Annotated in this window: 17 protein-coding genes; 12 read left to right on the top strand and 5 right to left on the bottom strand. The window is 64.6% G+C overall.

Annotated features, from left to right (window positions below; translation table 11 throughout):
• The first annotated feature begins 21 nt into the window (after positions 1 to 21).
• The 4 genes from ACLJEU_RS08395 to ACLJEU_RS08410 all read left to right on the top strand — a co-directional run bounded on the left by ACLJEU_RS08395 (position 22) and on the right by ACLJEU_RS08410 (position 5570).
• Positions 22 to 1863, top strand: coding sequence for a DNA topoisomerase IV subunit B (locus ACLJEU_RS08395; RefSeq protein ID WP_414662159.1), 1842 nt, complete (start codon positions 22 to 24; stop codon positions 1861 to 1863).
• Positions 1864 to 1940: 77 nt separating this feature from the next.
• Positions 1941 to 3128 carry a S41 family peptidase gene (locus ACLJEU_RS08400; RefSeq protein WP_414662160.1) on the top strand — a complete coding sequence of 396 codons (1188 nt, stop codon included), beginning with the start codon at positions 1941 to 1943 and terminating at the stop codon, positions 3126 to 3128.
• Between the two features lie 18 nt (positions 3129 to 3146).
• Entirely contained in the window at positions 3147 to 4376 is a 1230-nt protein-coding gene (chrA, locus tag ACLJEU_RS08405; RefSeq protein ID WP_414662161.1) for a chromate efflux transporter, read from the top strand.
• A gap of 78 nt (positions 4377 to 4454) precedes the next feature.
• A complete protein-coding gene (locus ACLJEU_RS08410) occupies positions 4455 to 5570 on the top strand; it encodes a methyltransferase domain-containing protein (RefSeq protein WP_414662162.1) in 1116 nt (371 codons plus the stop codon).
• Positions 5571 to 5748: 178 nt separating this feature from the next.
• On the opposite strand, the gene ACLJEU_RS08415 is transcribed toward ACLJEU_RS08410, so the two are convergent.
• Together ACLJEU_RS08415 and ACLJEU_RS08420 are read right to left on the bottom strand one after the other, a co-directional pair.
• Positions 5749 to 8454 carry an MGH1-like glycoside hydrolase domain-containing protein gene (locus ACLJEU_RS08415; RefSeq protein WP_414662163.1) on the bottom strand — a complete coding sequence of 902 codons (2706 nt, stop codon included), beginning with the start codon at positions 8452 to 8454 and terminating at the stop codon, positions 5749 to 5751.
• Positions 8455 to 8494: 40 nt separating this feature from the next.
• The gene (locus ACLJEU_RS08420) at positions 8495 to 9142 is read right to left on the bottom strand and encodes a phosphopantothenoylcysteine decarboxylase domain-containing protein (protein ID WP_414662164.1); all 648 of its coding nucleotides are present in this window, start codon (positions 9140 to 9142) and stop codon (positions 8495 to 8497) included.
• Positions 9143 to 9337: 195 nt separating this feature from the next.
• Here ACLJEU_RS08420 and ACLJEU_RS08425 point away from each other — a divergent pair, with 195 nt between their 5' ends.
• A complete protein-coding gene (locus tag ACLJEU_RS08425; RefSeq protein ID WP_414662165.1) occupies positions 9338 to 9925 on the top strand; it encodes a flavoprotein in 588 nt (195 codons plus the stop codon).
• 25 nt (positions 9926 to 9950) lie between these two features.
• Here the strand turns inward: ACLJEU_RS08425 and ACLJEU_RS08430 are convergent, their stop codons facing one another.
• The 3 genes from ACLJEU_RS08430 to ACLJEU_RS08440 all read right to left on the bottom strand — a co-directional run bounded on the left by ACLJEU_RS08430 (position 9951) and on the right by ACLJEU_RS08440 (position 12478).
• The gene (locus tag ACLJEU_RS08430; RefSeq protein WP_414662166.1) at positions 9951 to 10787 is read right to left on the bottom strand and encodes a class I fructose-bisphosphate aldolase; all 837 of its coding nucleotides are present in this window, start codon (positions 10785 to 10787) and stop codon (positions 9951 to 9953) included.
• Positions 10788 to 10902: 115 nt separating this feature from the next.
• Positions 10903 to 11952: a sugar phosphate isomerase/epimerase family protein gene (locus ACLJEU_RS08435; RefSeq protein ID WP_414662625.1), complete on the bottom strand. Its 1050-nt coding sequence runs from the start codon at positions 11950 to 11952 to the stop codon at positions 10903 to 10905.
• 238 nt (positions 11953 to 12190) lie between these two features.
• A complete protein-coding gene (locus ACLJEU_RS08440; protein ID WP_414662167.1) occupies positions 12191 to 12478 on the bottom strand; it encodes a hypothetical protein in 288 nt (95 codons plus the stop codon).
• 281 nt (positions 12479 to 12759) lie between these two features.
• On the opposite strand from ACLJEU_RS08440, the gene ACLJEU_RS08445 reads away from it, so the two are divergent.
• The 7 genes from ACLJEU_RS08445 (at position 12760) to ACLJEU_RS08475 (ending at position 25234) form a co-directional block, all read left to right on the top strand.
• Entirely contained in the window at positions 12760 to 13812 is a 1053-nt protein-coding gene (locus tag ACLJEU_RS08445; protein WP_414662168.1) for a LacI family DNA-binding transcriptional regulator, read from the top strand.
• A gap of 163 nt (positions 13813 to 13975) precedes the next feature.
• Positions 13976 to 16942 (top strand): TonB-dependent receptor, encoded by a 2967-nt coding sequence (locus ACLJEU_RS08450; RefSeq protein WP_414662169.1) that lies wholly within the window; start codon positions 13976 to 13978, stop codon positions 16940 to 16942.
• Between the two features lie 209 nt (positions 16943 to 17151).
• Positions 17152 to 19443: a TonB-dependent siderophore receptor gene (locus tag ACLJEU_RS08455; protein ID WP_414662170.1), complete on the top strand. Its 2292-nt coding sequence runs from the start codon at positions 17152 to 17154 to the stop codon at positions 19441 to 19443.
• A gap of 102 nt (positions 19444 to 19545) precedes the next feature.
• Positions 19546 to 21594, top strand: coding sequence for an FG-GAP repeat domain-containing protein (locus ACLJEU_RS08460; RefSeq protein WP_414662171.1), 2049 nt, complete (start codon positions 19546 to 19548; stop codon positions 21592 to 21594).
• Positions 21595 to 21685: 91 nt separating this feature from the next.
• A complete protein-coding gene (locus ACLJEU_RS08465) occupies positions 21686 to 22600 on the top strand; it encodes a dihydrodipicolinate synthase family protein (RefSeq protein WP_414662172.1) in 915 nt (304 codons plus the stop codon).
• Positions 22601 to 22839: 239 nt separating this feature from the next.
• Positions 22840 to 24093 carry an MFS transporter gene (locus ACLJEU_RS08470; RefSeq protein WP_414662173.1) on the top strand — a complete coding sequence of 418 codons (1254 nt, stop codon included), beginning with the start codon at positions 22840 to 22842 and terminating at the stop codon, positions 24091 to 24093.
• A 97-nt stretch (positions 24094 to 24190) separates the two neighbouring features.
• On the top strand, positions 24191 to 25234 hold the full coding sequence (locus ACLJEU_RS08475; protein ID WP_414662174.1) for a sialidase family protein: 1044 nt from the start codon (positions 24191 to 24193) through the stop codon (positions 25232 to 25234).
• Positions 25235 to 25243: the final 9 nt, after the last annotated feature.

Below are 25243 nucleotides of genomic sequence, written 5' to 3' on the forward strand. Positions count from 1 at the left end.
CGCTCCTTTTCCTCACCGCCCATGGCCCAAGCCTACACGGAAGCCAGCATCAAGACCCTGTCCTCGCTCGAGCACATCCGGCTGCGTCCCGGCATGTACATCGGCCGGCTCGGCAACGGCACGCATGCCGAGGATGGCATCTACGTCCTGCTGAAGGAGACGATCGACAACTGCATCGACGAATTCACGATGGGTTACGGCAAGAAGATCGAGGTCGAGCTGACCGATCGCACCCTGCGCGTGCGCGACTACGGCCGCGGCATTCCCCTCGGAAAGCTCATCGACTGCGTCTCGATCATCAACACGGGCGCGAAGTACGACAGCGAGACGTTCCAAAAATCCGTCGGCCTGAACGGCGTCGGCCAGAAGGCGGTCAACGCCCTCGCGGTCGAGTACCGCGCGCAGGCGTTTCGCGAAGGCCAGACCAAGATGGTCGAGTTCGAAAAGGGGAAGCTGCGCAAGGATCACAAGATCACAAAGTCCGATGAGCGCAATGGCACGCTGATCGAGTTCACGCCCGACGAGCAGCTCTTCGGCAAGGACTTCAAATTCCGGCCCGAGTTCATCGAGGACATGATGTGGAACTACGCGTTCCTGAACCGCGGGCTCACGCTCACGTTCAACGGCAAGTCCTTCAAGTCGGAGCACGGTCTGCGCGACCTGCTGCAGAAGAACCTCAGCGGCGAGCCGCTGTATCCGATTATCCATCTCGAGGGCGAGGACATCGAGGTCGCGTTCACCCACGGCGCGCATTACGGCGAGGAGTATTTCTCCTTCGTCAACGGCCAGCACACGACGATGGGCGGCACGCACCTCTCGGCGTTTCGCGAGGCGCTGACCGACACCCTGCGCAACTTCTTCAAGAAGGACTACGACGGCGCCGACATCCGGCAGTCCATCGACGCCGCGATCGCCGTGCGCGTGATGGAACCGGTGTTCGAATCGCAGACGAAGACGAAGCTCGGTTCCGCGAACATCGGGCCCGACGGCCCGAGCCTGAAGGATTTTGTCGGCAAGTTCATGCAGCAGTCGCTCGACGTCTACCTGCACAAGAACAAGGAGACCGCCGAGGCGCTGAAGACGAAGATCGAGGAAAGCGAACGCGAGCGGAAGGAACTGGCCGGTATCCGCAACCTCGCGCGCGAACGCGCCAAGAAGGCGTCGCTGCACAACAAGAAACTCCGTGACTGCCGGCTCCACCTCGGCGATCGCAACGAGCGCGCCGAGGAAAGCACGCTGTTCATCGTCGAGGGCGACTCCGCCGCCGGTTCGCTCACCGCCACGCGGGACGTCCAGACCCAGGCGGTCTTCGCCCTGAAGGGCAAACCGCTCAACACCTACGGCCTCTCGAAGAAGGTGATCTACGAGAACGAGGAGTTTCACCTCCTGCAGTCGGCGTTGAACATCGAGGACGGCTTCGACGGCCTGCGTTACAACAAGATCGTGATCGCGACCGATGCCGACGTCGACGGCATGCACATCCGGCTGCTGCTGATTTCGTTCTTCCTGCAGTTCTTTCCCGATCTCATCCGCAACGGCCATCTCTTCATTCTGGATACGCCGCTCTTCCGCGTGCGGAACAAGAAGAAGACGATGTACTGCTATTCGGAGCAGGAGAAGCAGGCGGCCATCGTCGAACTTGGGGCTAGTCACGAGATCACGCGGTTCAAAGGCCTCGGCGAAATCTCCGCGGGCGAGTTCAAGGATTTCATCGGCGAGAACATCCGACTCGATCCCGTCACGCTGAATCATCTCCACAACAGCGACGAACTCCTCTCCTTCTTCATGGGCAAGAACACGCCCGAGCGGCAGGACTTCATCATCGGCAACCTCAGGGTGGAAAAGGATCTGGTGGAGGTGTGATGAGGTGGCCGGGTGGCAGTGCCGGGTCCGGCGCCGCGGCGGCGGTTCCGTCGTGGCGTCCGGCCCTTCTCGCCGGGTTGGCGCTCGGTGTCATCCTGCTGGCCGGCTGCGCCACGGTGCCACCGGTGCGGATCTCGCTGGCGGAACTGCCGCCGGCCCAGCAGGCGCAGGCCGAAAAGAATCTCCCGGTGTTCAACGCCGTGTGGGACCTCGTGCAGCGGAAACACTACGATCCCACACTTCAGGGCATGGATTGGAACGCCGCCGCCGCCACGTTCGGACCCCGCGCCGCGGCCGCCGCGGACGAGACCGCGCTCTACGGGGTGTTGAATGCGATGCTGGCGCCGCTCAACGACAGCCACACGCACGCGCTGACGCCGCTGCAGGCGCAGGAGCGGCGCACACAGGTGCGGGCGCGGACCGGTTTCAACCTCGTGCGAATCGACGAGCGCTGGGCGGTGAGCGAGGTGTTGCCGGGAAGTCCGGCGGAGGAGGCGGGCGTGAAGACCGGCTGGATTGTGGTCGCGCGCAACGGCGAGCCCATCGGTGCCCAGCTCAATTTCCGCGCCAAGGAAGGCGAGGCGGCGGCGTGGGATTTTCTCGATGAACACGATCGGCCGATTCGGCTCGCGCCGCCTGCGAAACGGCTGTCGACGGCGTCGCGCCAGCTCGCGCGCGAACTCGACGATGGGTTTGTCTATCTCCGCTTCGATGAGTTCGACGCGCGGGATCGCCGCTGGCTCGGCCGGCAATTGCAGCAGCACGCCGCCGCGCCTGGCGTCGTGATCGATCTCCGGCGCAACCCGGGCGGGGAAACGTTTTCGCTGGGCATTGCCATCGGCGAGTTTTTCGAGCGCGCCGTGGAATGCGGCACGTTCATCAGTCGCAGCGGCGCACGGAGCGTGAAAAATTCCTGGCAGCTGGGATCCGCGCGTTACCGCGGCCGGGTGGTCGTGCTCATCGACGGCGGCACCGGCAGCGCGGCGGAGATTTTTGCCGCGGTGCTGCAGGATCACGGGCGCGCCACTGTGGTCGGCCGGAAATCGAGCGGAGCGGTCCTGGCGAGTTGGTTTTATCGTCTGCCCGGCGGCGGCGAGTTGCAGCTGAGCCGGGAGGACTATGTCGCGCCAAAGGGCCGGCGGATCGAGGGCGTAGGGATTGAGCCGGACCTGCTGGTCTCGCGTTCGCTCGCCGACGTCCGCGCGGGACGTGATCCGGATCTCGAAGCCGCGTTGCGCATCCTGCGCAGGCCCGTTGACCGGTGAAGCCAAGGTCGGCCGCGCATGAACAACTCCCTGCCAACGCCTCCTGAAACGGCTCAACCGCCGGCAGAGTCCGCCGGAAAACTCTTCCTCCGGTTTCTGCGTTTCGGGCTGCTCGCGTGGGGCGGACCCGTGGCCCAGATCGACATGATCCGGCATGAACTGGTTGAGGAGGAGAAATGGATTTCACCGGCGCACTTCAAACGGCTGCTCGCGATCTACCAGGTGCTGCCGGGCCCGGAGGCACACGAATTGTGCGTGCACTTCGGCGTGCTTGCGCGCGGACGCTGGGGCGGTGTGCTCGCCGGGCTCGGCTTCATGCTGCCGGGCTTCGTGCTGATGTTTCTGCTCTCGTGGCTTTACCTGTCGCTGCAGCTCACGGCGACGGCGTTTCAGGCCGTGTTCCTCGGCATTCAACCGGCTGTCATCGCGCTCATCGTGCGGGCGTGTCATCGCATCGGCCGGCATGCCTTGACGGATACACCGCTCTGGATCGTCGCCATCCTGGCGGCGGCGGCGCAGCTGCTCGGGGTGTCGTTTTGGATCACGCTCAGTTTTGCGGGCGCCGGTTACGTGGTGGCGGCCAGGCGCCGCTGGTGGGGCGCGGTCGGAGTCGCGCTTGTGTTTGCAGCGGTGGCGTTCGTGGCGTCGCCCGTGCTGGCCGGACGTGAACCCTTCGTGCCGGTCACAGCCGTGGAAACGCCGCCGGCCGCGCGCCACACCGGCCAGGCGGGAACGGGCGAACTGTTCGGGTCGGGGCTGCGCGCGGGCCTGCTGACCTTTGGCGGCGCGTACACGGCAATACCCTTTCTAAAACACGATGCAGTGGAACGGGGCCGTTGGATGACGGAGCGCGACTTTCTCGACGGCGTGGCCTTGTCGGGAATTCTGCCGGCGCCGCTGATCATCTTCTCGACGTTTGTCGGTTATTTCGGCGGCGGGCCCTGGGGGGCGCTGGCGATGACACTCGGCGTGTTCCTGCCGGCATTCGGGTTTTCGCTGCTGTTTCATCGGCAGTTGGAGGCGGTGATGGCCATTTCATGGCTGAAGCACGTGCTCGATGGTGTGACGGCCGGCGTGGTGGGATTGATCGTCGTCACAACGATTGGCCTCGCGCGGACCGCGGTGCCGAATCTGCCGGCGGCGGGAATAGGCGTTGTCGCGCTCCTCGCGGCCTACCGCTGGAAGTCCAAGTTCGCCATTCCGTTCATCATGCTGGCCGCCGGACTTGCGGGTGTGGCGCTGTTTTGAGGCTGGATCAGCTGGGTTGCACTTGGGCGCGGCCTGTCGCAACGTGATCGATTCCGCTCGTCCGTACGGCGGTTTCACATGGCACTTCACTCTCTTCAGTCGCTCAGTGTTCGTGGTTTTGCCCTGGTCCGGCGCCTGTGGGCGCGGCTGGGGGACTGGATCCACGCGCGGCCGCGGCTTGCGGCGTGGTTCTATCCCGGCGACGCGGAAACGTCCGACCTGCGCTACCGCGACTACAACGGCCGGTACTTCGCCAGCTTTCGCGAACAGGAGCGGATGCTGGCGGACAAGCCGCGCATGACGTTTTACCACACGGCGATTTCACGGCACATTCAGCCCGGTGATCGCGTGATCGATCTCGGCACGGGCACGGGCATCCTCGGTGCGCTCGCCGCCCGGCGGGGTGCGGCCACGGTGTATGCCATCGACCACTCGCCGATCCTCGAGCACGCACGGACGCTCGCCGAGGCCAATCGCGTGAAGAACCTCGAGTTCGTCGCCACGCACAGCAAGGAATTCACGCTCGACCAGCCGGTGGACGTCATTCTCCACGAGCAGATGGGCGACTGCCTCTTCGACGAATCGATGGTGGCCAATGTATCCGATTTGCGCGATCGCCTGCTCAAGCCCGGCGGGCTGATCCTGCCGAGCCGCTTCGAGTTCTACTGCGAGCCGATCATGATCAAGGACGATCGCCTCGTGCCGTTTCTCTGGGAGCTCAATGTGCACGGCTACGATTACTCGAGCCTGGAGCGTCACCGGCCGCAGGAGCCGGATTACTATCATCTCTGCAGCAGCGATCTGAACCTCGTCGACCACTTCCTGGGCGAGCCGAGTCCGGCGCTCGCGATCGATTTACACACGGTAACCGAGGCGAACCTGCCGCGCGAAGTGGCCTTTGAACGCAAGGTGGTGAATCCAGGCCGCTTGGACGGCTACGCGATCTACTTCAAGGCGCGCGTCGACACCGACCTCTGCCTGGGCACCGGCCCGCTCGATCGCGGACGCGCGCCGCATTGGGGTTTCCGGATTCTGCGGACCGAGGCCATTACCTTCGCCCGGGGTGACGTGATCGACATCCGGTTGTCGGTCGGCCACTGGCCGGATGTGGATACGTGGCGCTGGAGCCAGCAGAAACGCTCGCCGCTCGCCGGCGATCCGCCGACCCGCCCGCAGCCGGCCGGGTTGGTGTAAGCCGGTCTTTCTAAAACGGGGCACCACGAAACACACGAAATACACGAAAGGCAGAGCGGAGCTTTCAGTTTCGAAGGGAAAAGAGTGTCACTGCCTGATGTAATCAGGTCGGGATTTCCTCCTACGGTGTTCTTTTCGTGTGATTCGTGTATTTTGTGGTTAGGTCTCCGGCTGGCGGTCAGTCCTTGGGTGACGGCTTCAGCGGAAACGGTGCATGCGTGGCCGCGGCACCGTCGTCGCGGGGCTGTAACAATTTCGCCACGAGCGCGGTCCAGCCGGTCTGGTGAGCGGCGCCGAGACCGCGGCCGGTGTCGCCGTGAAAGTATTCGTGGAACAGCACGAGGTCGCGGAAATGCGGATCGTCGGCCTGTTGCGGCCTGCCCGCGAGTGCGGGCCGGCGACCGTTGGCATCCTTTAGAAAAAGCCGGGTGAGCCGGCGCGCGAGTTCGGCGGCGACTTCGGCGATGGTGATGAACTTCCCCGAACGCGCCGGACACTCGACCTTGAAGTCGTCGCCGTAGTAGTGGTGGAATTTCTGCAGCGACTCCACGATGAGATAGTTCACCGGCAGCCAGACGGGGCCGCGCCAGTTGGAATTGCCGCCGAAGTAAGGCGACGTGGAGTCGGCCGGCTCGTACGCGACCTTCAAGTGGATGTCGCCGCAGGTGAATTCATACGGATGTTCCAGGTGATGGCGCGACAGCGCGCGCACGCCGTAGTCGGACAGGAATTCCGTCTCGTCGAGCATGCGCCGCAGCAGGCATTTCATCCGGTGGCCGCGCAGCAGCGAGAGCAGGTGCCGGTGGCCGGTGCCGTGTTCCTGCCAGCGTGACACCAGTTTCGCGAGCGCGGGCCGGTGGCTGAGGAACCACTCCAGCCGCCATTTGAAATCAGGCAGTTCGTCGAGCAGATCGGGCGAGAGCACCTCGACGGCGAACAAGGGAATCAGCCCCACCATGGAGCGGACGCGCAGCGCGCGCGACTGGCCGTCCGGAAGATTCAACACGTCGTAGTAGAATTCGTCCTCCTCGGACCAGAGGCCGATGCCGGCGTCGCCAATGTGATTCATCGCCTCCGCAATCTGCAGGAAGTGCTCGAAGAACTTCGTCGCGATGTCCTCGTACACGTGATTGTGCCGCGCGAGTTCGAGCGCGATGCGCATCAGGTTCAGCGAGTACATCGCCATCCAGCTCGTGCCGTCGGCCTGGTCGATGGTGCCGCCGGTCGGGAGCGGCGCGCTGCGATCGAACACGCCGATGTTGTCGAGCCCGAGAAAGCCGCCCTGGAAGATGTTTCGATCCTGCGCGTCCTTGCGGTTCACCCACCAGGTGAAGTTGATCATCAGCTTGTGGAAAACGCGTTCGAGAAACGCGAGGTCGCCGTTCCCGCCGCGCTGCTTGCGGTCGATCTGGAACACGCGCCACGTGGCCCACGCGTGCACCGGCGGATTCACGTCGCCGAAGCCCCACTCGTAGGCGGGGAGCTGGCCGTTCGGATGCATGTACCATTCGCGCGTCAGGAGCACGAGCTGGTCCTTGGCGAACGCCGCGTCGATCATCGCGAACGGGATGCAGTGGAACGCGAGGTCCCACGCCGCATACCACGGATACTCCCAGGTGTCGGGCATCGAGATGATCTCGGCGTTGGTCAGATGCGTCCACTCGGCGTTGCGCCCGTGCAGCCGTTCCGCGGGCGGCGGCGGCTGGCCGGGATCGCCGTGGAGCCACGTGCAGACGTCGTAGTGATAAAACTGTTTAGACCAGATGAGGCCGGCGAACGCCTGGCGCTGCACCAGCCGGGCGTCGGCGTCCTCGATGCCCTGCTGCAGGTTGGCGTAGAACGCATCCGCTTCGGCGATGCGCTGCGTCATGATGGCGTCGAAGTCGCCAAATGGCTCCGACGCGTTCGCCGGCTGATCCGACGGCTGCCGCGTCAGGCGCACGCGAATACACGCGCTGCCGCCGGCCGCGATCGGCAGCACGTAGCGAGCGGCGGCCTTGGTCCCGGTGCGGGCGGGGTTCACGGCGTCGCCGCGACCGTGGACGACGTAGTCGTGAAAGGCGTCCTTGAAAAAGCCGGAGCCGCGACTGCGGCCGAAAAGTCGCTGCGTGTTCGTGTCGTTGTCGCAGAACAGCAGCTCGGGCTGGCCGTCGCAGGCAAACCGAAAGTCCCCGAGACTGGCGTGGCTGGCGAGCAGCGAGCTGTCACTCACGGCCGCCAGGACAGGCCGGGGCGAGCCGGGCTCCCAAGACCACGTGTTGCGAAACCAGAGCTGCGGGAGGAGGTGCAGGGTTGCCGCCTCGGGACCGCGGTTGTGCGCCGTGATCCGGAGCAGGACGTCCTCGGGCGACTCCTTTGCGTACTCGCACACGACATCAAAGTAGCGGTTCTCGTCGAAGATTCCCGTGTCGAGCAGCTCGAACTCCGGCTCGCCGCGACCGCGCCGGGCGTTTTCCGCCCGCAGGCGTTCGTACGGGAACGCGGCCTGCGGGTACTTGTAGAGCATTTTCAGATACGAGTGCGTCGGGGTCGCATCGGTATGAAAATACAGCTCCTTCACGTCCTCGCCGTGATTGCCCTCGCCGTTGGTCAGCCCGAAGAAGCGCTCCTTCAGGATGGGGTCGCGTCCATTCCACAACGCGACGCCCAGGCAGAGCCGCTGCAGGTGATCGCTGAAGCCGGCGATGCCGTCCTCGCCCCACCGATACGCGCGGCTGCGGGCGTGATCGTGCGGAAAATATTCCCAGGCCTTGCCGCCCACGCTGTAGTCCTCGCGCACGGTGCCCCACTGACGCTCGGCGAGATAGGGGCCCCACCGCCGCCAATCCTCCTGCGTGGCGGCGCCGTGGGGCGAGGCGGGCGACTCGGAGAAGGAAGGGTTCATGCGAGTCGGCAGTGGGTGGGTGGGGACACGTGCGAAAGCGTCACGGTACGACGTTCCTGAGGATGAAGTCGGCAACCTGCAGCTTCGGTGCCGGGCCGAATTCCTGCCGTGCTCCGTTCGCGCCGAGGAGCAGCACGGTGTTGGCGTCGGCATTCATTCCCGTTTCGGTTCCGCTCACGTCGTTGGCCACGATCCAATCGAGATGTTTCTCTGCCAGTTTGCGGCGCGCGTAGGCTTCCACGTCGTGCGTTTCCGCGGCGAAACCCACGACCAGCTGCCGCGGTGCCTTGCGGGCAGCGAGGGTTTTCAGGATGTCCACGGTCGGCACGAGCTCGAGCGTGAGCGCGTCCTTCGGGCGTTTCTGCTTTTCCGCGTGGAACGTTTGGGGCCGGTAGTCGGCGACGGCGGCGACAGCGATGAAGAGATCGCAGCGCGCGAAGCGTGGTTCGCAGGCCGCGAGCATGTCGTCGGCCGAGATCACCGGGTGAACGTCCACGCCGGCGGGCGCGGCAAGTGCGACGGGGCCGCTCACGAGATCGACCTGCCACCCGCGGTCCGCGGCGGCGCGGGCGAGCGCGTAACCCATTTTGCCGCTCGAGCCATTGCTCAGGAAACGCACCGGATCCAGGTGCTCCCGCGTGGGGCCGGCGGTGATCAGGCAGCGAAAGGACGGCGGGGCGGGACGCATGTACCACCGGAGTCTGGCGGGGAGCGGGACCACCGGGAACTTTTAAATTCAGCCGGATGCAACTCGCGGGTTTCGCAGGCGCAGCCCCATCGTGGGACGGGCGGCGGGAGCGCGGAGTTGCGTCGCGCGGCGGGCGCATTCACGGTGATCGTTCGGAACGGCGGCCGATTTCGTAGCGGACGCCGCCCGCATACCATGTCCACCGCCGTTCGTTCGCCGCTTGCCGGAAAAAATATCGTCCTCGGGATCGCCGGTTCCATCGCAGCCTACAAGGCGGCGGATCTCGCGAGCACGCTGCGGCAGCTGGGCGCGGAGGTCTGGCCGGTGATGACGGACGGTGCGAAACGTTTCGTCACGCCGTTGACGCTGCAAGCCGTGGCGCATCATCCCGTGGCTCACGACCTGTGGAGCGAGGAGGACGCGGGGACGGTGGCGCATGTGGCGCTGGCGGATCGGGCGGATCTTCTGCTCGTGGCGCCGGCGACGGCGAATGTCATCGCGCAGTTCGCGCACGGGCTCGCGCCGGATTTCCTGACGTCACTCTATCTCGTCTGTCGCGCTCCCGTGCTCATCGCTCCGGCGATGAACGGCAAGATGTGGCAGCACGCGGCGACGCAGGCGAACGTGGCCACGCTCCGGCAGCGCGGCCATGCGTTCATCGGACCGGAAGACGGCATGCAGGCATGCGGCTATGAAGGCGTCGGCCGGTTGTGGCCCGTGGCCGGCATCGTGGCCGAGGCCGAACGACTCATGGTCGGTTCGCCGCCGGCGGGAATGCGCTGACTGCGTTCCCGCGGCGTGACACGCGTTACGCCTGCTCGACGAGGGCGAGCGCCTCGGTGACGGAAAGCCCGTCGTGCACGAGGCCCATCAGCGCGCGCGTGATGGCCGCAGGCTTGGCGTGTTGAATGATGTTCCGGCCGTAAACGATGCCCGAGGCACCCTGCTCGAGGAGCGCGGCGGTGCGTTGCAGGATTTCGGCGTCGCCGACTTTGCCGCCGCCGCGGACGAGCACGGGAATGCCGCCGGCGACCTCGATGACCTTGTGGTAACGGCTGACGTCGTCGGTCGGATCCGCCTTGATCACATCCGCGCCGAGTTCGACCGCCTGCCGGACGAGCGGGACGATTTTGCTTTCGTCACCGTCCACCATGTAGCCGCCGGCCTTCGCGTTCGCTTGAAACACGAGCGGCTCGACCATCATCGGCATGCCGAGGCGATCGGAGAGCGGCTTCAGGCGCAGGATGTTTTCGACGCACGCCTGGCCGACCTCGGGTTCGTCCGGAATCTGAAACAGGTTCACGCACATGCACGCGGCGTCGAGCTGCACGGCCTGCTCGACGGGCTGGTCGATCATGAGGCTGTAGAGGCGGCGCGGGAGTTTCTTGCCGTAAACATTGGCGACGTCGGTGCGCAGGACGAGCGACGGCTTGAAGCGGCCGGGGAGCTTTTGCAGGTGCCGCGCCTGGCCGACGGTCAGCTGGATGGCGTCGGGGCCGGCGGCGGCCACGACCCCGACCGCACGTTCGATATTCTCGATGCCGCCGAGGAAGCTGGCCTCGTTGAAGAAACCGTGATCGATCGCGACATCGAAACAGCGACGCGAGCGGGGATGGAAGAGTCGGTTGAGGCGGAATGATTTCATCAGGCGAAGGGGAAGGGAAAGGGTGGATACAGGCGCCGGCGCGTTAACCGAGCGTTTTCTTGGCCGCTCGGGCGCGACGGGAGGCCGCGTCACGATTGACCACGCGTGGGCGGGATTAATCGAGCCCGAGGAGCTGACGGTTGAGGGCGGTGTCGCTGCTGCCCTTGGAGAAATCGTCGAACGCCACGCCGGTCGCCTCGATCACGTGGCGGCGGATGAAGTCGGCGCCTTCGCGCGCGCCCTGGGCCGGCGACTTGACCGCGCACTCCCACTCGAGCACCGCCCAGCCGCGGTAGCCGGCTTCCGTGAGCAGCGTGAACACGCGTTTGAAATCCACCTGGCCGTCGCCCGGGGAGCGGAAGCGCGCGGGGCGCTCGGCCCACGGCAGATAGCCGCCGTAGATTCCGCCGCGACCGTCGGGCCGGAACTCGGCGTCCTTGACGTGAAAGCCCTTGATGAGCGCGCCGTAGAGCCGGATGAACTCGAGGTAGTCGAGCTGCTGGAGGAGGAAATGACTGGGGTCGTAATTGACGGCGACGGCGGGGTGTTCGTTCACCGCGGTGAGAAAGCGCTCGAGCGTGTGGCCGTCGAAGAGATCGGAGCCGGGATGCAACTCGAACGCGAGGGCGACGCCGACTTCTTCGGCGAGGTTGAGCAGCGGGAGCCAGCGGCGGGCGAGTTCGCGAAAGGCCTCGTCGATCACGCCGGCCGGACGTTGCGGCCACGGATACGCGAGATGCCAGGCGAGGCCGCCGGAGAGCACGGGCACACACTTGGTGCCGAGCCGCGCGGCGACGCGAATCGTCTTCATCAGCTGATCCGTGGCCCACGCGATGCGGCCGCGATCGTCGAGTCCGGTGGGATAGAACTGCTGAAAACCCGCCGCGTACGCCGGATGGATGGCGAGGACCTGCCCGGCCAGCGCGGCGTTCAACTCGGTGAGTTCGAGGCCGTGAAGGCTCAGCCTCGCCTGCCAGTCGTCGCAGTACGCCGTCGACTCATCCGCCTCGTCGATATCGATCAGGCGCTTCTCCCACGCGGGGATTTGCACGCCCCGGTAGCCGAGCTCGACGGCCCAGCGGCAGATGCCGCTGAAGGTGTTGAAGGGGGCCTCGTCCCGCATGAATTGCGCGAGAAAGATCCCGGGACCTTGGATCGCGTTCAACTTTGCCGCCGGCTTGTCGCTTGGTTTTCCGTCACCCATGCTCCGGACCTGTAGAGACCTGACGACGCGAGGTCGAGGACTCCGTCGCAGATCATTGCGGCCGATGAAGCGGTTCCGGGGCGGGTGCGTCTTGGCCCGGAGAAAATAGAAAAGCCGGAAAGCCAGGATCGCAAACGGTCCAATGGACCGGATTGCTTCTGGTTTTCCGGCTGCTGAAAGCAAGCCAGGCGCAACCAAATCAGGCCGCCTGCGATTCCAGGGGATCCGGCACGTTCCGGTGCAGGCCGGCGGAGAGATGGCCGTTGAGCAGGTCGATCATCGCGGTGCAGAGGCGCTGGCTGCAATGGCGACCGCCGAACCGATTCGAAAGTTCGTCCCGCATCTTGCGTGCGGTCGACAGATCCATGCCCCCGAGCACGCTCATGAAATAATGCAGGAAGACATCGGTGCCTTCGGAGGGCGACAAGCTGCCAATCCGAGCCATGGCATCTTGGAAGAGCAGTTCGCGATCGGGGTGGGAGCGCATGATGGACGAGTTAGGCCGCTCCTCCGCGGACGCACAACCGAGGGACTTGCGTACCGGGCTGGGTAGTTTCCTCCGGACGGAAGGGACGCTGCGGACGTTCTGATGTGCCCGGGAGCGCAGGTGGGACGCCTGCCCGGGCATTGCGATCGCAGTGCAGGCGGGACGCCCGCGCTCCCGGTGGGGGGAGTTTCCCGCGGAGGATCCGTTGGCGTTGCTTCTGGCTTTCCCTGAAAAAGGTTTTAGCAAGACGTGCTAAAACTCTTCGTCACCCACCACCCCGCATGGCCAAGGCAAAGCGCAAAACCAGTGAACGCGTGACCGTGCAGAGCATCGCGGACCACGCCGGAGTCTCGATTGCGGCGGTGTCCTCGGTGCTGAACAACCGGCAGGTCGAGCGCCGGATCTCCGCCGACACGGTCAACAAGATCCGGGCGGCGTCCGCGAAACTCGGATACCTGCCCAACATCAGCGCGCGCCGGCTGCGCAGCGGCACGAGCCAGAAGAACAACATCGTGCTCGCGTTCGTCACGAGCTTCGAGGCGCCGCTCAGCCTCGCCAATCACCTCATCATGGCATTGCGCCAACTGGTCGATGGTGACGGCCGGGGATCGAACGGCATGACGTTTTCCGTCATGGTGGAGATGTTTCCCGCCGGGCAGCTCAAGGACATGCCCGGGATCCTGACGGGCGATCACTTCAACGCCGCGATCATCACGAACACGACCCCAGAGGACGATCAGTTCCTCAACCGCTCCCATCTGCCGTATCCAGTCGTGCTCGTGAACCGCGCCATCCCGCGCTATTCGTGTGTCGTCGAGGATCCCGAGGCGGGCGGCCTGGCGGCCGGCGCGTTGCTGCGCGGCAGGCGCCGCAATCCGGCCGTGCTGCACGGCACGCCCCTCACGCAGACCACGCAGAACCGCGTCGATAGTTTTGTCCGGGCGGCGGCAGGGCAGCTGGGCCGGCCGCCTCTGGAAATCGTCGCCGGCAAACTGTCGGAGACGGCCGCCTACGACGCGATGATGCGGTTCCTCGCGCGCGGTGAGCGGATCGACGGGCTGTATGCGGTGACCGACGGCATGGCGCTCGGTGCGTACCACGCGATCAAGGAGAAGGGGCTCGGCATTCCCGGGGACATCGCCGTCGTCGGGGTGGGCGATTACGATATCTCCGCGTTTTTCGATCCGCCGCTCTCCGTCGTCGGCGTGCAGCGCAGCGAACTCGGCAAGGAGGCGAGCCGGCTGCTGATGCGGCAGCTCGAGGAGCCCGGCCTGCCGCCGTTGAAGGTGGAGATTCCCGTCGACTCGATCATGCGCGCCTCGACGGGGGCGTAATGGACCGGCTGGCGTCGGGCCGTGGCGCCTGCAGGCTCGGTCGAGGGCTCCGCGAATTGTGCTTGAGCCTAAATCGATTTAGCATCTCGTGTTTTTTGCCTGACCCCGGGCCGTTGCCACGCTTCGTCAACCCCGACCCGCCGATCACCCAAACCCTCCCGCCATGAACCACAGAAACCCCTCGTCTTCCGTCCTCCCGCGGCGTTCCCCGCCCGCGTTCGCCGCCGTGTTTGTTGCGATGATTTCGTTCTTGCTGGGCAGTATCCAGGCGGCGGACACCGCGTCCGGCGTGATCACCGGCACGGTGAGCAACACCGCCACGGGCAATCTTCTTCAGGGCGCCCGGATTGAAGTGCCGGCTCTCGGCCTCTCGGCTCTCACCGACAACACCGGGCGCTACGTGCTGGCGGTTCCGGTTGGCAGTCATGACGTCGTGGCGTCGTACACCGGTCTCGACACCCTGCGGCGCACGATCGCGGTCACGGCGGGAACGCGGGCCGCGCAGAATTTTGATCTCACGACCGGGATCTATCAGCTGCAGGAATTCAAGGTGACGGGTGAACGCGAGGGCGGGGCGGCCGCGATCACGGCGCAGCGCAATGCCGACAACGCCAAGAACATCGTCGCGATGGATTCATTCGGCAATCTGCCCAACATGAGCGCCGGTGAACTCGCCATCCGGCTGCCGGGGGTCGCGGGCAATCTCGATGACGAAGGTAACGTGACTGGTCTCACCGTGCGCGGCATGGGACCGACGTTGAATCGCGTCACGGTCGACGGCGGACTCATTTCGAACGTCGGCGGCATGAACCGCCAGTTCCAGACGCACTCGCTGACGGGCGCGATGTTCGAGCAGCTCGAGGTCATCAAGGGCCACACGCCCGACACCGGCGCCGATTCGCTCGGCGGCACGATTAATCTGAAGACGCGCTCGCCGCTCTCGATGCGCGAAAAGCGTCGCGTGACCTACAGCGCCTCGGCCCGCCTGGCGCCGTCGTTCACCCAGCAGATTCCGCTGCGCGAAGAGCACCGGGTGCATCCGTTGGTCAATGTCGGCTACCAGGAAGTCTTCGGCGTGCTGGGCGGCGAACGGAATCTCGGCGTCGCGCTGAACTTCTTCTACAGCGAAAACGTCGCGGGGTATTTCCGGACGATCCGTGACTTTGAAAACACCGCCAACCAGCCCGCGTACCTTTGGGACTATCGCACGCAGGATGCGTACAACAACCGCATGCAGGGCAGCGTGAATCTCAAGATGGATTACCGGCTGTCGCCGACGACGAAGATTTCGTTCAACACGATCTACAACGATGCCAACGAGCCGTTCAACCGGCTGTACGAGACGCGCGCGTTCACCGGCAACCAGAGCACGGTGCCGAACGCCACGACCTCGGGCGTCGTGCCCGGCTACACCAATCGGATCACGACCGTGCGGCCGGTGGCCGCGGCGACGATCGATGTCACCGAGACGATGTTCAGCTTCTTCAACCGCACGCGTCAGTTCGATCTCGGGGTCGAGCACGAGTTCGGCGCCTTCGAAATCGATTACAACGCCGCGTACAGCCAGACGCACAACAACCTCGGCAGCGGCAAGGGCGGCACGCTGACGAACCGGCTCACCGGTGCCGGCTGGATTCTCGATCGCACGCAATCGGATCTTTATCCGCGCTTCCTGCCGAACGGCGGACCGGATTTCACCAATCCCGCGAACTACCGGCCCAACGGCCAGTTCAACACCCGCAACAACGATCGCGACGTCGAGATCAAGGAGGCGCGCGGGAATGTGCGGTACCGGCTGCCGACCTCGCTCCCGGTGTTCGTCAAGACGGGCTTCAACTGGCGCGAGCAGATGGCCCGCGAAGTGAGCCGCACGCGGCGTTGGAATTACACCGGCACCGCCGCGCTCCCCGCCGATCCCTCGATCATCACCTGGGATTCGCTGAAGACGGGCCGGCGCATCCCGCAATGGGAGGCCGCCCAGTTCGTCGCCGCCGAGGTCCCGAACTCACCGTCGCTCTGGAGCGAGGATGTTTATTACAGCGCCTCGACCAATTACACCGGCACGCGATCCGTGACGGAGACCGTCACCGCCGGCTACGTGATGGGTCAGGCGAAGGTCGGCCGCCTCGGCCTGCTGAGCGGCGTGCGCTTGGAGAAAACGGAGGACGCCAGCTGGGGCTGGGTCCGTAACCGCACCGGCAGTACGGCAGCACAGCAGGCGGCCGATCCGATCGGCTCCGCGAATCGCGACTACGCCAACACGCGTCGCACGCTCGAGGGCGATTACACGAAGTCGTTTCCCAGTGCGCACCTGACCTACGATGTCACGCCGAGCATCAAGGCCCGGTTGAGCTGGTCCACGAGTTTCGGTCGCCCGGCGCTGACGAATTATCTGCCGAACGAAACGGTCAGCGAGGCGAACCAGACGATCACGATCAACAACCCCAGCCTCAAGCCGCAGACTGCGCGCAACTGGGACGCCTCCCTCGACTACTACTTCGAGCCGGTCGGCAATTTCTCCGTGGGTTGGTTCCACAAGGAGATCAAGGACTACCTCGTTTCCGGCATTAACATTGGCACGATCGGCACCGGCGCGAACAACGGTTACAACGGCGATTACGCCGGACTCACTGCGCTCACGACGCGCAACGCCGGCACCGCTTATGTTCAGGGCTGGGAACTCAGCTATCAGCAGCAGTTCACCTCGCTGCCCGGACTCCTGCGCGGCCTGGCGTTTTCCGCGAATTACACCTCGCTCGAGACGCATGGCGACTTCGGCGGCACGACGACCCGCTCCACCGGCGAGGTGCCGCAGTTCATTCCGCGCACCGGCAATGTCAGTCTCTCGTGGCAGTATCGCGGCTTCAACGCCCGCGTGCTCGCGAACTACACCGGCGATTACATCAACGCGTTCACCGACGGCAGCCCGGCGCGCAATCAATACCGCTTCAAGCGCACGATCATCAATCTCGGCGCCGGCTACCAGTTCTCACCGCGACTCGGGCTCACGCTCGACGTCACGAACCTCTTCAACGAACCCGTCTCCTTCTATCGCGGCGTGCGCGATCAGGTCGAACGGACGCTCATCACCGGCACGACGCTCACCTTCGGCGTCACGGGCCGTTTCTGACCTCGGCGGAGCGGCTGCACTGCTCCCCGGGGATCACGCCGCGCACCGCCGGGGCATCCCGCCCGCGCCGGCCAAATAGCTTTGACAAGGCTAAATCGATTTAGGAAATGACCGCCGTTTGCCGCCCCCCCCCCTCGGCCAGGAAAGATTCCGGAAGGGGCGTGGCCACTTGTCTACCTGCAGCGCGAACCCCCCTCGAAAGTAGCACTATGAAATCATTCCTCCCACCCCGCCTTTGGTGCGGCCTTGGCGTCGCCGCCTGTTTGATGACGGCAGTCGGGCGACTCCACGCCCAACCGGCCAAAACTGCGTCGACGGCGGGTGAGCAACCGATCCAACTGACGCCCTTCTCCGTCAGTGCGGAGAAATCCGCCGGCTACCGGGCCTCGTCGGCTTCCACCGCGACCCGCACGAACACCGCGATCATCGATATTCCGCAGACGGTCGACATCGTCACCAAGGAGTTCTGGAGCGACATCGGCGCCACCACCTTCGATCAGTCGTTCAAGTACCTTGCGAACGTCTTTGTCCGGAATCGCTATGCGGGCAACGGCGACAATGTCAGCCTTCGTGGCTTCGAGACCGCGGGCTCCATTTCGGTGGATGGCGTGCGCATGGGAAACAACAAGCGCGACCTGGTTGGCTATGAACGACTGGAAGTCGTGAAGGGTCCGCCGTCGGCCGTGCAGGGCCGCGCGGGTGGCACCGGTTTGCTGAACTACCTGCTCAAGAAGCCCGAGCTGGGAGTGGCGGCGTCGTCGGTCAAATACGCCTTCAGCTTCGACGAAGCCGACAGTGCGATGCACCGGGTGGAGTTTGATTCCAACTACGGCGGCGACAAGAACAGCAAGTTTGCGGTGCGCGCGGCCGGCTCCGTGCAGAATGGCGATGACTATATCAAGTTTCACGAGGTCAAGAGCTACGCTCTCTATCCGTCCTTCAGGTATCAACTCGCGCCCCGGACCGAACTCGTGCTGACGTCCGAATTGCTGAGCCTCAGCACCCCTTCGCGCGAAGAGGGGCACGGCTTTGCGATTTATCCGGAAAAGGCGCGACGCCGGGTGGGCATTTTCAATAACTCCACGGACCCGATCACGGCGCTCGGCCTGCCCTACGACTTCAACATCGCGGGGCCGGGCAGCGTCGACAAAAACAAGATCGCAAACGCGACGCTCTTCCTCACCCACCAATTCGCCAAGTGGCTCGATTTCCGGCAGGTCGCGAACATCCGATATTTCGGCTACGACCAGCGCTACTTCACCGGTGAGGACAACACCCGAATCATCGCCAACTCCCAGTCGCAGGCCGCGAATGGCTGGCGCCGGGGCCAGACCTACCAGGGCGACGTGATCGCCAAGTACTCCTGGAGCGACGTGCTGACCGGCATGACCATGGTCGGCTACTCCTACGATGACGGTGCCCAAGCCGATGCGTTCTTCAACGGCGTGCCGAATGCTCCCTTCAACACGCTGAACATGGCGGCGATCAAGGCCGCGGGTAACAGCGCCTCGTTCTACAATGGCCGGGTGGCCAACCTGCCGATCGCGAGCTCGACGGAGAACAAGAATTACGCGTACGGGCAGTATGTGCAGCAGGACTTGGGCTTCTTCAAGAACCGCCTGCTGCTTACGGGCGGTCTTCGCGCGGACCACAGTGCCACGGGGACCAGCAGCCGTTTGAGCGGTCTGCGTACCGCCGCGGCCAACGTCACCCTCAACTCCCATCGCTACGGGGTCACGTTCAAGATTACCCCGGCGCTGTCCGTCTATGCCGTCAAGAGCGTGCAGAATGATGCGCCAGCCACGGTCGCCCGATACAACGGACTGATCCCCGGCGATCCGCGGTTGAGCGAGTTCTTCACCGTGACCCCTCTCGCCGAACTCAAGGAAGTGGGCGTCAAGGGCGAGACCTTTGCCGGCCGCCTCTCCTTCACGGTGACCTATTGGGAAATGATCAAGGCCGGCACCACGGTGAATACGCTCAGCAACGGCGTCTCCCAGGGGCAGAACGTCACGTTTGGCACCGTCTCCGTCATCGACGGAGCGAAGTCGAAGGGGTGGGAACTGACGGCCTACGGCAGCATCACGGACCGGCTCGCGGTCATCGCCAACTACACCGACTTGAACACCAGCCAGGGTTTCACCGGGCAGCAAAATTCCCTCGGCTGGACGACGGCATCCAACCCCGGGCGAATTCCGCTCCGCTTTGCGCCGGACTGGAATGCCAACGTTTTCCTCAAATACAGCTTCCGCGACGCGAAGGCCCAGGGTTGGGAAGTGAAGGGCGGCGTGTCTGCCATTGGTCCGCTCCTTACCCAGATCACGGGCTTCGGTCTCTCCAAGATTCCGGATAGCCAGCGGAGTTTCGATCTCGGCACCGGCTACCGCTGGCAGAGCTACAACTTCGACCTCATGGTCACGAATGTGACCAACGACCCGTTCCTGATCACGCGTGACCAAGCGCCGCGAACCTATCGCTTCAGTGTTTCGACCCGGTTCTAAGCCATGCAGCGCGAGTAAGCGCGGGAGGGGTTGTCTCCCGCGCTTGCTCTTCGCCCGGCACAGTTTCGGCCCTCCCTCCTGCTGACCCTTCCCTCCACCTTTATGAAGTATCGTTCCTGGTTTGGCCTCGTTTTGATGCTCGGCTTGAACGTCGGAGCCACCGTCCGTTCCGCGGAGGAAGTCCTGCCCCGCCTTGCGCACAACAACCCCGGCACGCTCGCCGATCTCGGCGTGGGCCTCTGGGCCTGGCCGCTGCCGATCGATTACAACCAGGACGGCCTGATGGATCTCGTCGTGGTGTGCACCGACAAGCCCTACAACGGCACTTGGTATTTCGAGAACAGCGGCGAGGTCGACGCGCAGCTCAAGCTGCCGATCTTCAAGCCCGCGGTGCTCATCGGGAAATCCGCGCCGTCGGTCGGCATCTCCTATGCCACCGGCGCACCGATCATCACCGCGACGGCGTCGGTGAAGAGCGGCGATATCTACAACTATCGCGCGAACGTGTATCCGGATTTCCTGAAGTCTCAGTTCAATGCGCCGGTGAAAGTGCCCGTGCCGGAGAAGGTGCTGACCGAGCCCGGCAACATCCGGCAGAACCAGTGGAAGTTCGTCGACTATGATGGCGATGGCGCGGTCGACGTGACCGTTGGCATCGATTTCTGGGGCGACTTCGGTCCGCTCAACGGTGGCGAGGGCGCGTTCAACGCCAGGGGCGAGTGGACCCGCGGAAAACTGCGCGGCTACGTTTACCTCCTGCGCAACACCGGCACGACGGCCAAGCCGGTCTATGCGCCCGCCGTGCGCCTGCAGGCCGGCGGCAAGGACATCGATCCGTACGGCATGCCGTCACCGAGCTGGGGCGACTTCGACGGCGACGGCGATCTCGACCTGATCTGCGGCGAGTTCCGCGACAGCTTCACCTACTATGAAAATACCGGCACGCGCACGAAGCCGGTCTACGCCGCCGGCCGCGCGCTCATGAGCGCGGGCGTGCCGCTCGTGATGGACCTCTGCATGATCACGCCGACCGCGGTCGACTTCGACGGCGATGGCGATCTGGACATCGTGTCCGGCGACGAGGACGGCCGCGTCGCGTTCATCGAAAACACCGGCAAGGTGGTCAACGGCCAGCCGCAGTTTCTGCCGCCGCGGTACTTCCGGCAGTTCGCGGCCGACGTGAAGTTCGGCGCGCTGGCTACGCCGTATGCGGTCGACTGGGACGGTGACGGCGACGAGGACCTGATCACGGGAAATTCCGCGGGCTACATCGCGTTCATCGAGAATCTCGGTGGCACCCCGATCCGCTGGGCCGCGCCGCGCTATCTCAGCGCCGCGGGCAAACTCATTCGCGAGCAGGCTGGTCCCAACGGCTCGATTCAGGGACCGGCCGAGGCCAAGTGGGGTTATTCGATTCTCAGCGTGGCGGATTGGGACGGCGACGGCCTGCCCGACATCATGACCAACGGCATCTGGGGAAAAATTATCTGGTACAAGAATGTCGGCACGCGCACCACGCCGAAGCTGGCCGCCGGCCAACCCGTGGAGTTGACACTGCCCGACGGCGTGCCGACGCCCGCGCTCGCGGGCAACTGGTGGAAGCCGCAGGGCCGCGAGCTCAGCACGCAATGGCGCACCACGCCGCAGATGATCGACTGGAACGGCGACGGTCTGATGGATCTCGTGATGTCCGACCCGGATGGATACCTAGCGCTGTACGAGCGCAAGCGCGGGGCGGGTGGGGCGCTTTCGCTCCTGCCGGCGCAGCGCGTATTCTGGAGCGAGGGCGCGAGTGTCTTCGACAGCAACGGCAAGCCGCAGAACAAGGAGTCCGGGCTGCTGCGGCTGAACGACGGCATCTTCGGTCGTCGCGGCCGGCGCACGTTTTGCACCGTCGATTGGGACGGTGACGGCAAGATGGACATCCTGATGAACAGTGCGCCCAACGTGAATTTCTTCCGCGCCCTTGGTCGTGACGCACAGGGCCGCTGGACGTTCAAGGACGAGGGTCCGGTCAGCACGCACGTTCTCGCCGGTCACGCCACCAAGCCGACCGTGGGCGACTGGAACAAGGACGGGATTCCCGACCTGCTCATCGGCGCCGAGGACGGATTTTTCTATCAGGTGAAGAATCCGCGCGCCAAACGGTAGGTCGGCTTATCCCCAAGTCGCCGCCGTTCCAGGCGCCGCGAGAAATCGCGGCGCTTTGAGGACAACGCTCCCTGCCATCAACTCTCTATCCATGCACACGTCCTATCGACCGGGTGGAATCTATTCCGCCCAATGGCTCCCCACTGATTCCGCCGGCCGGCTCGACCGTTCCGCCCTGGCTGCGCATCTCGCGTTCGAGAAACGCGCCGGCATCGACGGCGTGCTCGGACTGGGGAGCACCGGCGAGTTTCCCCATTTCTCCCCGGATGAGCGCAAGCAGGCGCTCGCGGCGGTGGCCGAGCTGGCGGCGCCGCTGCCGGTGATCGCGAACATCACCGACATCCGGCCCCGCGCCGCGATCGAGCTGGGCCGCTTCGCGAAGTCGCTCGGACTGCCGGCGGTCGCGCTGATGCCGCCGATCTTCTTCCCGATGTCGCAGGATGACATCCTCGCGTATTTCCTGCATGTCGCCGAGGCCGTCGACCTGCCGGTGATGCTGTATAATTTTCCCGAGCTGTGCGGCAAACGCATCGACCTCGCGACCATCGCGGCGTTCGCGGATCGGGCGCCGATGTGCGCGATCAAGCAGAGTGGCGGCGAGTTCGCCTATCACCGCGACTTGATCGCGCTCGGCAAGGAGAAGGGCTACGTCGTCATGTCGGGCGCTGACACCCGGCTCACGGAAGTGTTCGCGCTGGGCGCCGCCGGCTGCACGGGCGGTCTGGTCAACATTGTGCCGGAGCTCATGCTCGACATTCACCGGTGCAGCGCGGCTGGACGTCCGGCGGACGCGGCGGTGTCCGCGGCCCGGATGGTCGAACTCGGCAAGGTGATCGATCAGCTCGCGTTTCCGCCCAACGTGTCGGCCGGGCTGGCCGCCCGCGGCTACAATCCGGGAACTTCAAAATCGATCCTCTCGGCGAAGTCCCAGGCCATCTCGCGGAAGATTGAGACGGAGCTGCGCGCGCTCTTCGTGCAATGGGGCCTGGCGGTCGCTTCGCTCTAATCTCAGATTTGAAATCTGAGATTTCAGAGTTCAACCCCGCCGCGCTCTGAGTTTCAGTTTCGCGTCTCAGATCTCGGATCCCGGGGTCTGAGATTTTATATTTCAAATTTCAGATCGAAGGTCTCGAAGTTCAGGATGTAAGTCTCCTACCTCACCTGCCAGGTCACTCGTTTCAGGTCTCGGATTTCAAATCTCAGATCTCAAATTTCAGATCTCAGATCCCCCAACCCCGCCGCTCGATGTCACCTCCGTCCAACGCCGTTCGCTACGCCTGGTTTGTCGTCGCGCTGCTTTTCCCGGTCGCGCTGCTCAACTACCTCGATCGCCAGATGCTCGCGACGATGAAGGCATCCATGGTCGGCGACATCCCGACCATCGCGAACAAGGCCGACTGGGGCCTCGTGCTGGGCAGCTTCAAGTGGACCTATGCGTTGCTCAGCCCGTTTGCCGGTTACGTCGCGGATCGGCTCGGCCGCCGCTATGTGATCGCGGCCAGTCTGTTCGTGTGGTCGGCGGTGACGTGGTGGACCGGCCATGTGACGACGTTCAACGAACTGCTTGCGGCACGCGCGCTCATGGGCATCAGCGAGGCCTTTTATATCCCGGCGGCGCTCGCCCTGATTTCCGATTACCATCCGAGCAGCACGCGCTCGCGGGCCGTGGGCGTGCACCAGACGGGCATTTATCTCGGTCAGATCCTCGGCGGCTTCGCCGGTTACATGGCGGACTCCCCGGATCACGGCTGGCGCTGGGCATTTTCGACCTGCGGCATGATTGGAGTCATCTACGCGCTGCCGCTGCTGGCCCTTCTGCGCAATCCCGAGCGCCCGGCGGAAACGATCGCGGAAAAGGCTGACAAGGTGGCCCACGGCGGCGTCGTGCGCGGGCTGTTGACGAACCGCAACTTCCTGCTGCTCGTCCTTTATTTCACGCTGCCGGCGATTGCAGGCTGGGTCGTGCGCGACTGGATGCCGGAAATCTTGCGCGAGAAATTCAGCCTCGGCCAGGGCAAGGCCGGCATGAGCGCCATTCTCTATGTGCAGCTCGCCTCGATCGTCGGTGTCGTGTTGGGCGGTTCGCTCGCGGATCGATGGATGCGGCGCTCTTCGCGCGGACGCATCTACGCGAGCGCGATCGGCATGACCTTGTTCCTGCCCGCGCTGTTCAGCGTCGGCAACGCCGGGACGCTCGGCATTGCCATCATCGGGTTGATCGTCTTCGGCATCGGCTGGGGTTTCTTCGACTGCAACAACATGCCGATCCTCTGCCAGATCACGCGGCCCGAACTGCGCGCCACCGGCTACGGCATCATGAATCTCGTCAGCATCAGTTGCGGCGGCTTTGGCGACTGGGCGTTCGGCGCGCTCCGCGATCGGCACGTGCCGCTCAATATGATTTTCGGCACCTTCGCCGGCATCGCGCTGCTGTCGGTGTTCGTCGTCCTGCTCATCAAGCCCAACGAAGAGAAACCCGCGCCCAAGCCCGCGGCGTGATGTTTCCCGACCTGAGTCTCGGTTGCTGGAGCGGACGCGGTTCCCCTGTGGACCAACCCAACTCTCCGCATTTTTTCGAATTCGATCCCACCTCCCCATGAAATCCCTGCTCCCCCTGCTCGTCCTGGCCGGTTCCTCTCTCGCGCTGGCGGCGAATCCGCCCGCGTTGCTCACGCACGAGTTCATCTATGAGCAAGCCCCGTATCCATCCTGTCATGCCTCGACCATCGTCGAGAGCGCGCAGGGCGGGCTGATTGCGGCGTGGTTCGGCGGCACGGCCGAAAAGAATCCCGACGTGGGCATCTGGGTGTCGCATTTCGATCGGGCGAAGCACGCGTGGCTGCCGGGCGTCGAGGTCGCCAACGGCGTTCAGGCCAACGGCAAACGCCACCCCACGTGGAATCCCGTGCTGTTCCAGCCGCGCGGCAACGCGCCGTTGATGCTCTTCTACAAGGTCGGTCCCTCGCCGCAGACGTGGTGGGGCGAAGTGCGCACCTCGACTGACGGCGGCAAGACGTGGAGCGCGGCCCGGCGTTTGCCCGATGGCATTTACGGCCCGATCAAGAACAAGCCCGTGCAACTGGCCGACGGCACGATTCTCTCGCCGACGAGCGACGAGACCGACGAGAAGCCGAGCAAGTGGCGGGTGTATTTCGAGCGCAGCACCGACGGCGGCGCGACCTGGGCCAAGACCCCGTTCCTCAACGACGGCATCGCGGTGGGGGCCATTCAGCCGAGCATTCTCTTCCACGATTCCATCGGTGGCGCGAAACTGCAGGCGATCGGTCGCACGCGGCAGGGCAAGGTCTTCACCGTTTCATCCGACAACGCCGGCAAGACCTGGGGCGCGATGTCACTGCTCGATGGCTTGCAGAATCCCAACTCGGGCACCGACGCGGTCACGTTGAAGGATGGTCGCCACCTCATCGTCTACAATCCCGTGCCGAAGGGCCGGACCCCGCTCAAGGTCGCGGTCTCACGCGATGGCCAGCAGTGGAAAGATGTGATCACGCTCGAAGATCAGCCGGGCGAATATTCCTATCCCGCGGTCATCCAGACGAGCGACGGACGCGTGCACATCACCTACACGTGGAAGCGGCAGCGCGTTCGCCACGCGGTGATTGACCCGGCCAAACTCTAGCCGTCGGCG

This window comes from Terrisphaera buseokensis, from assembly GCF_047521145.2.
GTDB lineage: Bacteria > Verrucomicrobiota > Verrucomicrobiia > Opitutales > Opitutaceae > ER46.

What these genes read in the sequence shown, in the direction of transcription:
- ACLJEU_RS08395 (WP_414662159.1), top strand. Translation starts at nt 22, where the DNA reads ATGGCCCAAGCCTACACGGAAGCCAGCATCAAGACCCTGTCCTCGCTC.
- chrA (WP_414662161.1), top strand. Translation starts at nt 3,147, where the DNA reads ATGAACAACTCCCTGCCAACGCCTCCTGAAACGGCTCAACCGCCGGCA.
- ACLJEU_RS08410 (WP_414662162.1), top strand. Translation starts at nt 4,455, where the DNA reads ATGGCACTTCACTCTCTTCAGTCGCTCAGTGTTCGTGGTTTTGCCCTG.
- ACLJEU_RS08415 (WP_414662163.1), bottom strand. Translation starts at nt 8,454, where the DNA reads ATGAACCCTTCCTTCTCCGAGTCGCCCGCCTCGCCCCACGGCGCCGCC.
- ACLJEU_RS08420 (WP_414662164.1), bottom strand. Translation starts at nt 9,142, where the DNA reads ATGCGTCCCGCCCCGCCGTCCTTTCGCTGCCTGATCACCGCCGGCCCC.
- ACLJEU_RS08425 (WP_414662165.1), top strand. Translation starts at nt 9,338, where the DNA reads ATGTCCACCGCCGTTCGTTCGCCGCTTGCCGGAAAAAATATCGTCCTC.
- ACLJEU_RS08430 (WP_414662166.1), bottom strand. Translation starts at nt 10,787, where the DNA reads ATGAAATCATTCCGCCTCAACCGACTCTTCCATCCCCGCTCGCGTCGC.
- ACLJEU_RS08440 (WP_414662167.1), bottom strand. Translation starts at nt 12,478, where the DNA reads ATGCGCTCCCACCCCGATCGCGAACTGCTCTTCCAAGATGCCATGGCT.
- ACLJEU_RS08445 (WP_414662168.1), top strand. Translation starts at nt 12,760, where the DNA reads ATGGCCAAGGCAAAGCGCAAAACCAGTGAACGCGTGACCGTGCAGAGC.
- ACLJEU_RS08450 (WP_414662169.1), top strand. Translation starts at nt 13,976, where the DNA reads ATGAACCACAGAAACCCCTCGTCTTCCGTCCTCCCGCGGCGTTCCCCG.
- ACLJEU_RS08455 (WP_414662170.1), top strand. Translation starts at nt 17,152, where the DNA reads ATGAAATCATTCCTCCCACCCCGCCTTTGGTGCGGCCTTGGCGTCGCC.
- ACLJEU_RS08460 (WP_414662171.1), top strand. Translation starts at nt 19,546, where the DNA reads ATGAAGTATCGTTCCTGGTTTGGCCTCGTTTTGATGCTCGGCTTGAAC.
- ACLJEU_RS08465 (WP_414662172.1), top strand. Translation starts at nt 21,686, where the DNA reads ATGCACACGTCCTATCGACCGGGTGGAATCTATTCCGCCCAATGGCTC.
- ACLJEU_RS08470 (WP_414662173.1), top strand. Translation starts at nt 22,840, where the DNA reads ATGTCACCTCCGTCCAACGCCGTTCGCTACGCCTGGTTTGTCGTCGCG.
- ACLJEU_RS08475 (WP_414662174.1), top strand. Translation starts at nt 24,191, where the DNA reads ATGAAATCCCTGCTCCCCCTGCTCGTCCTGGCCGGTTCCTCTCTCGCG.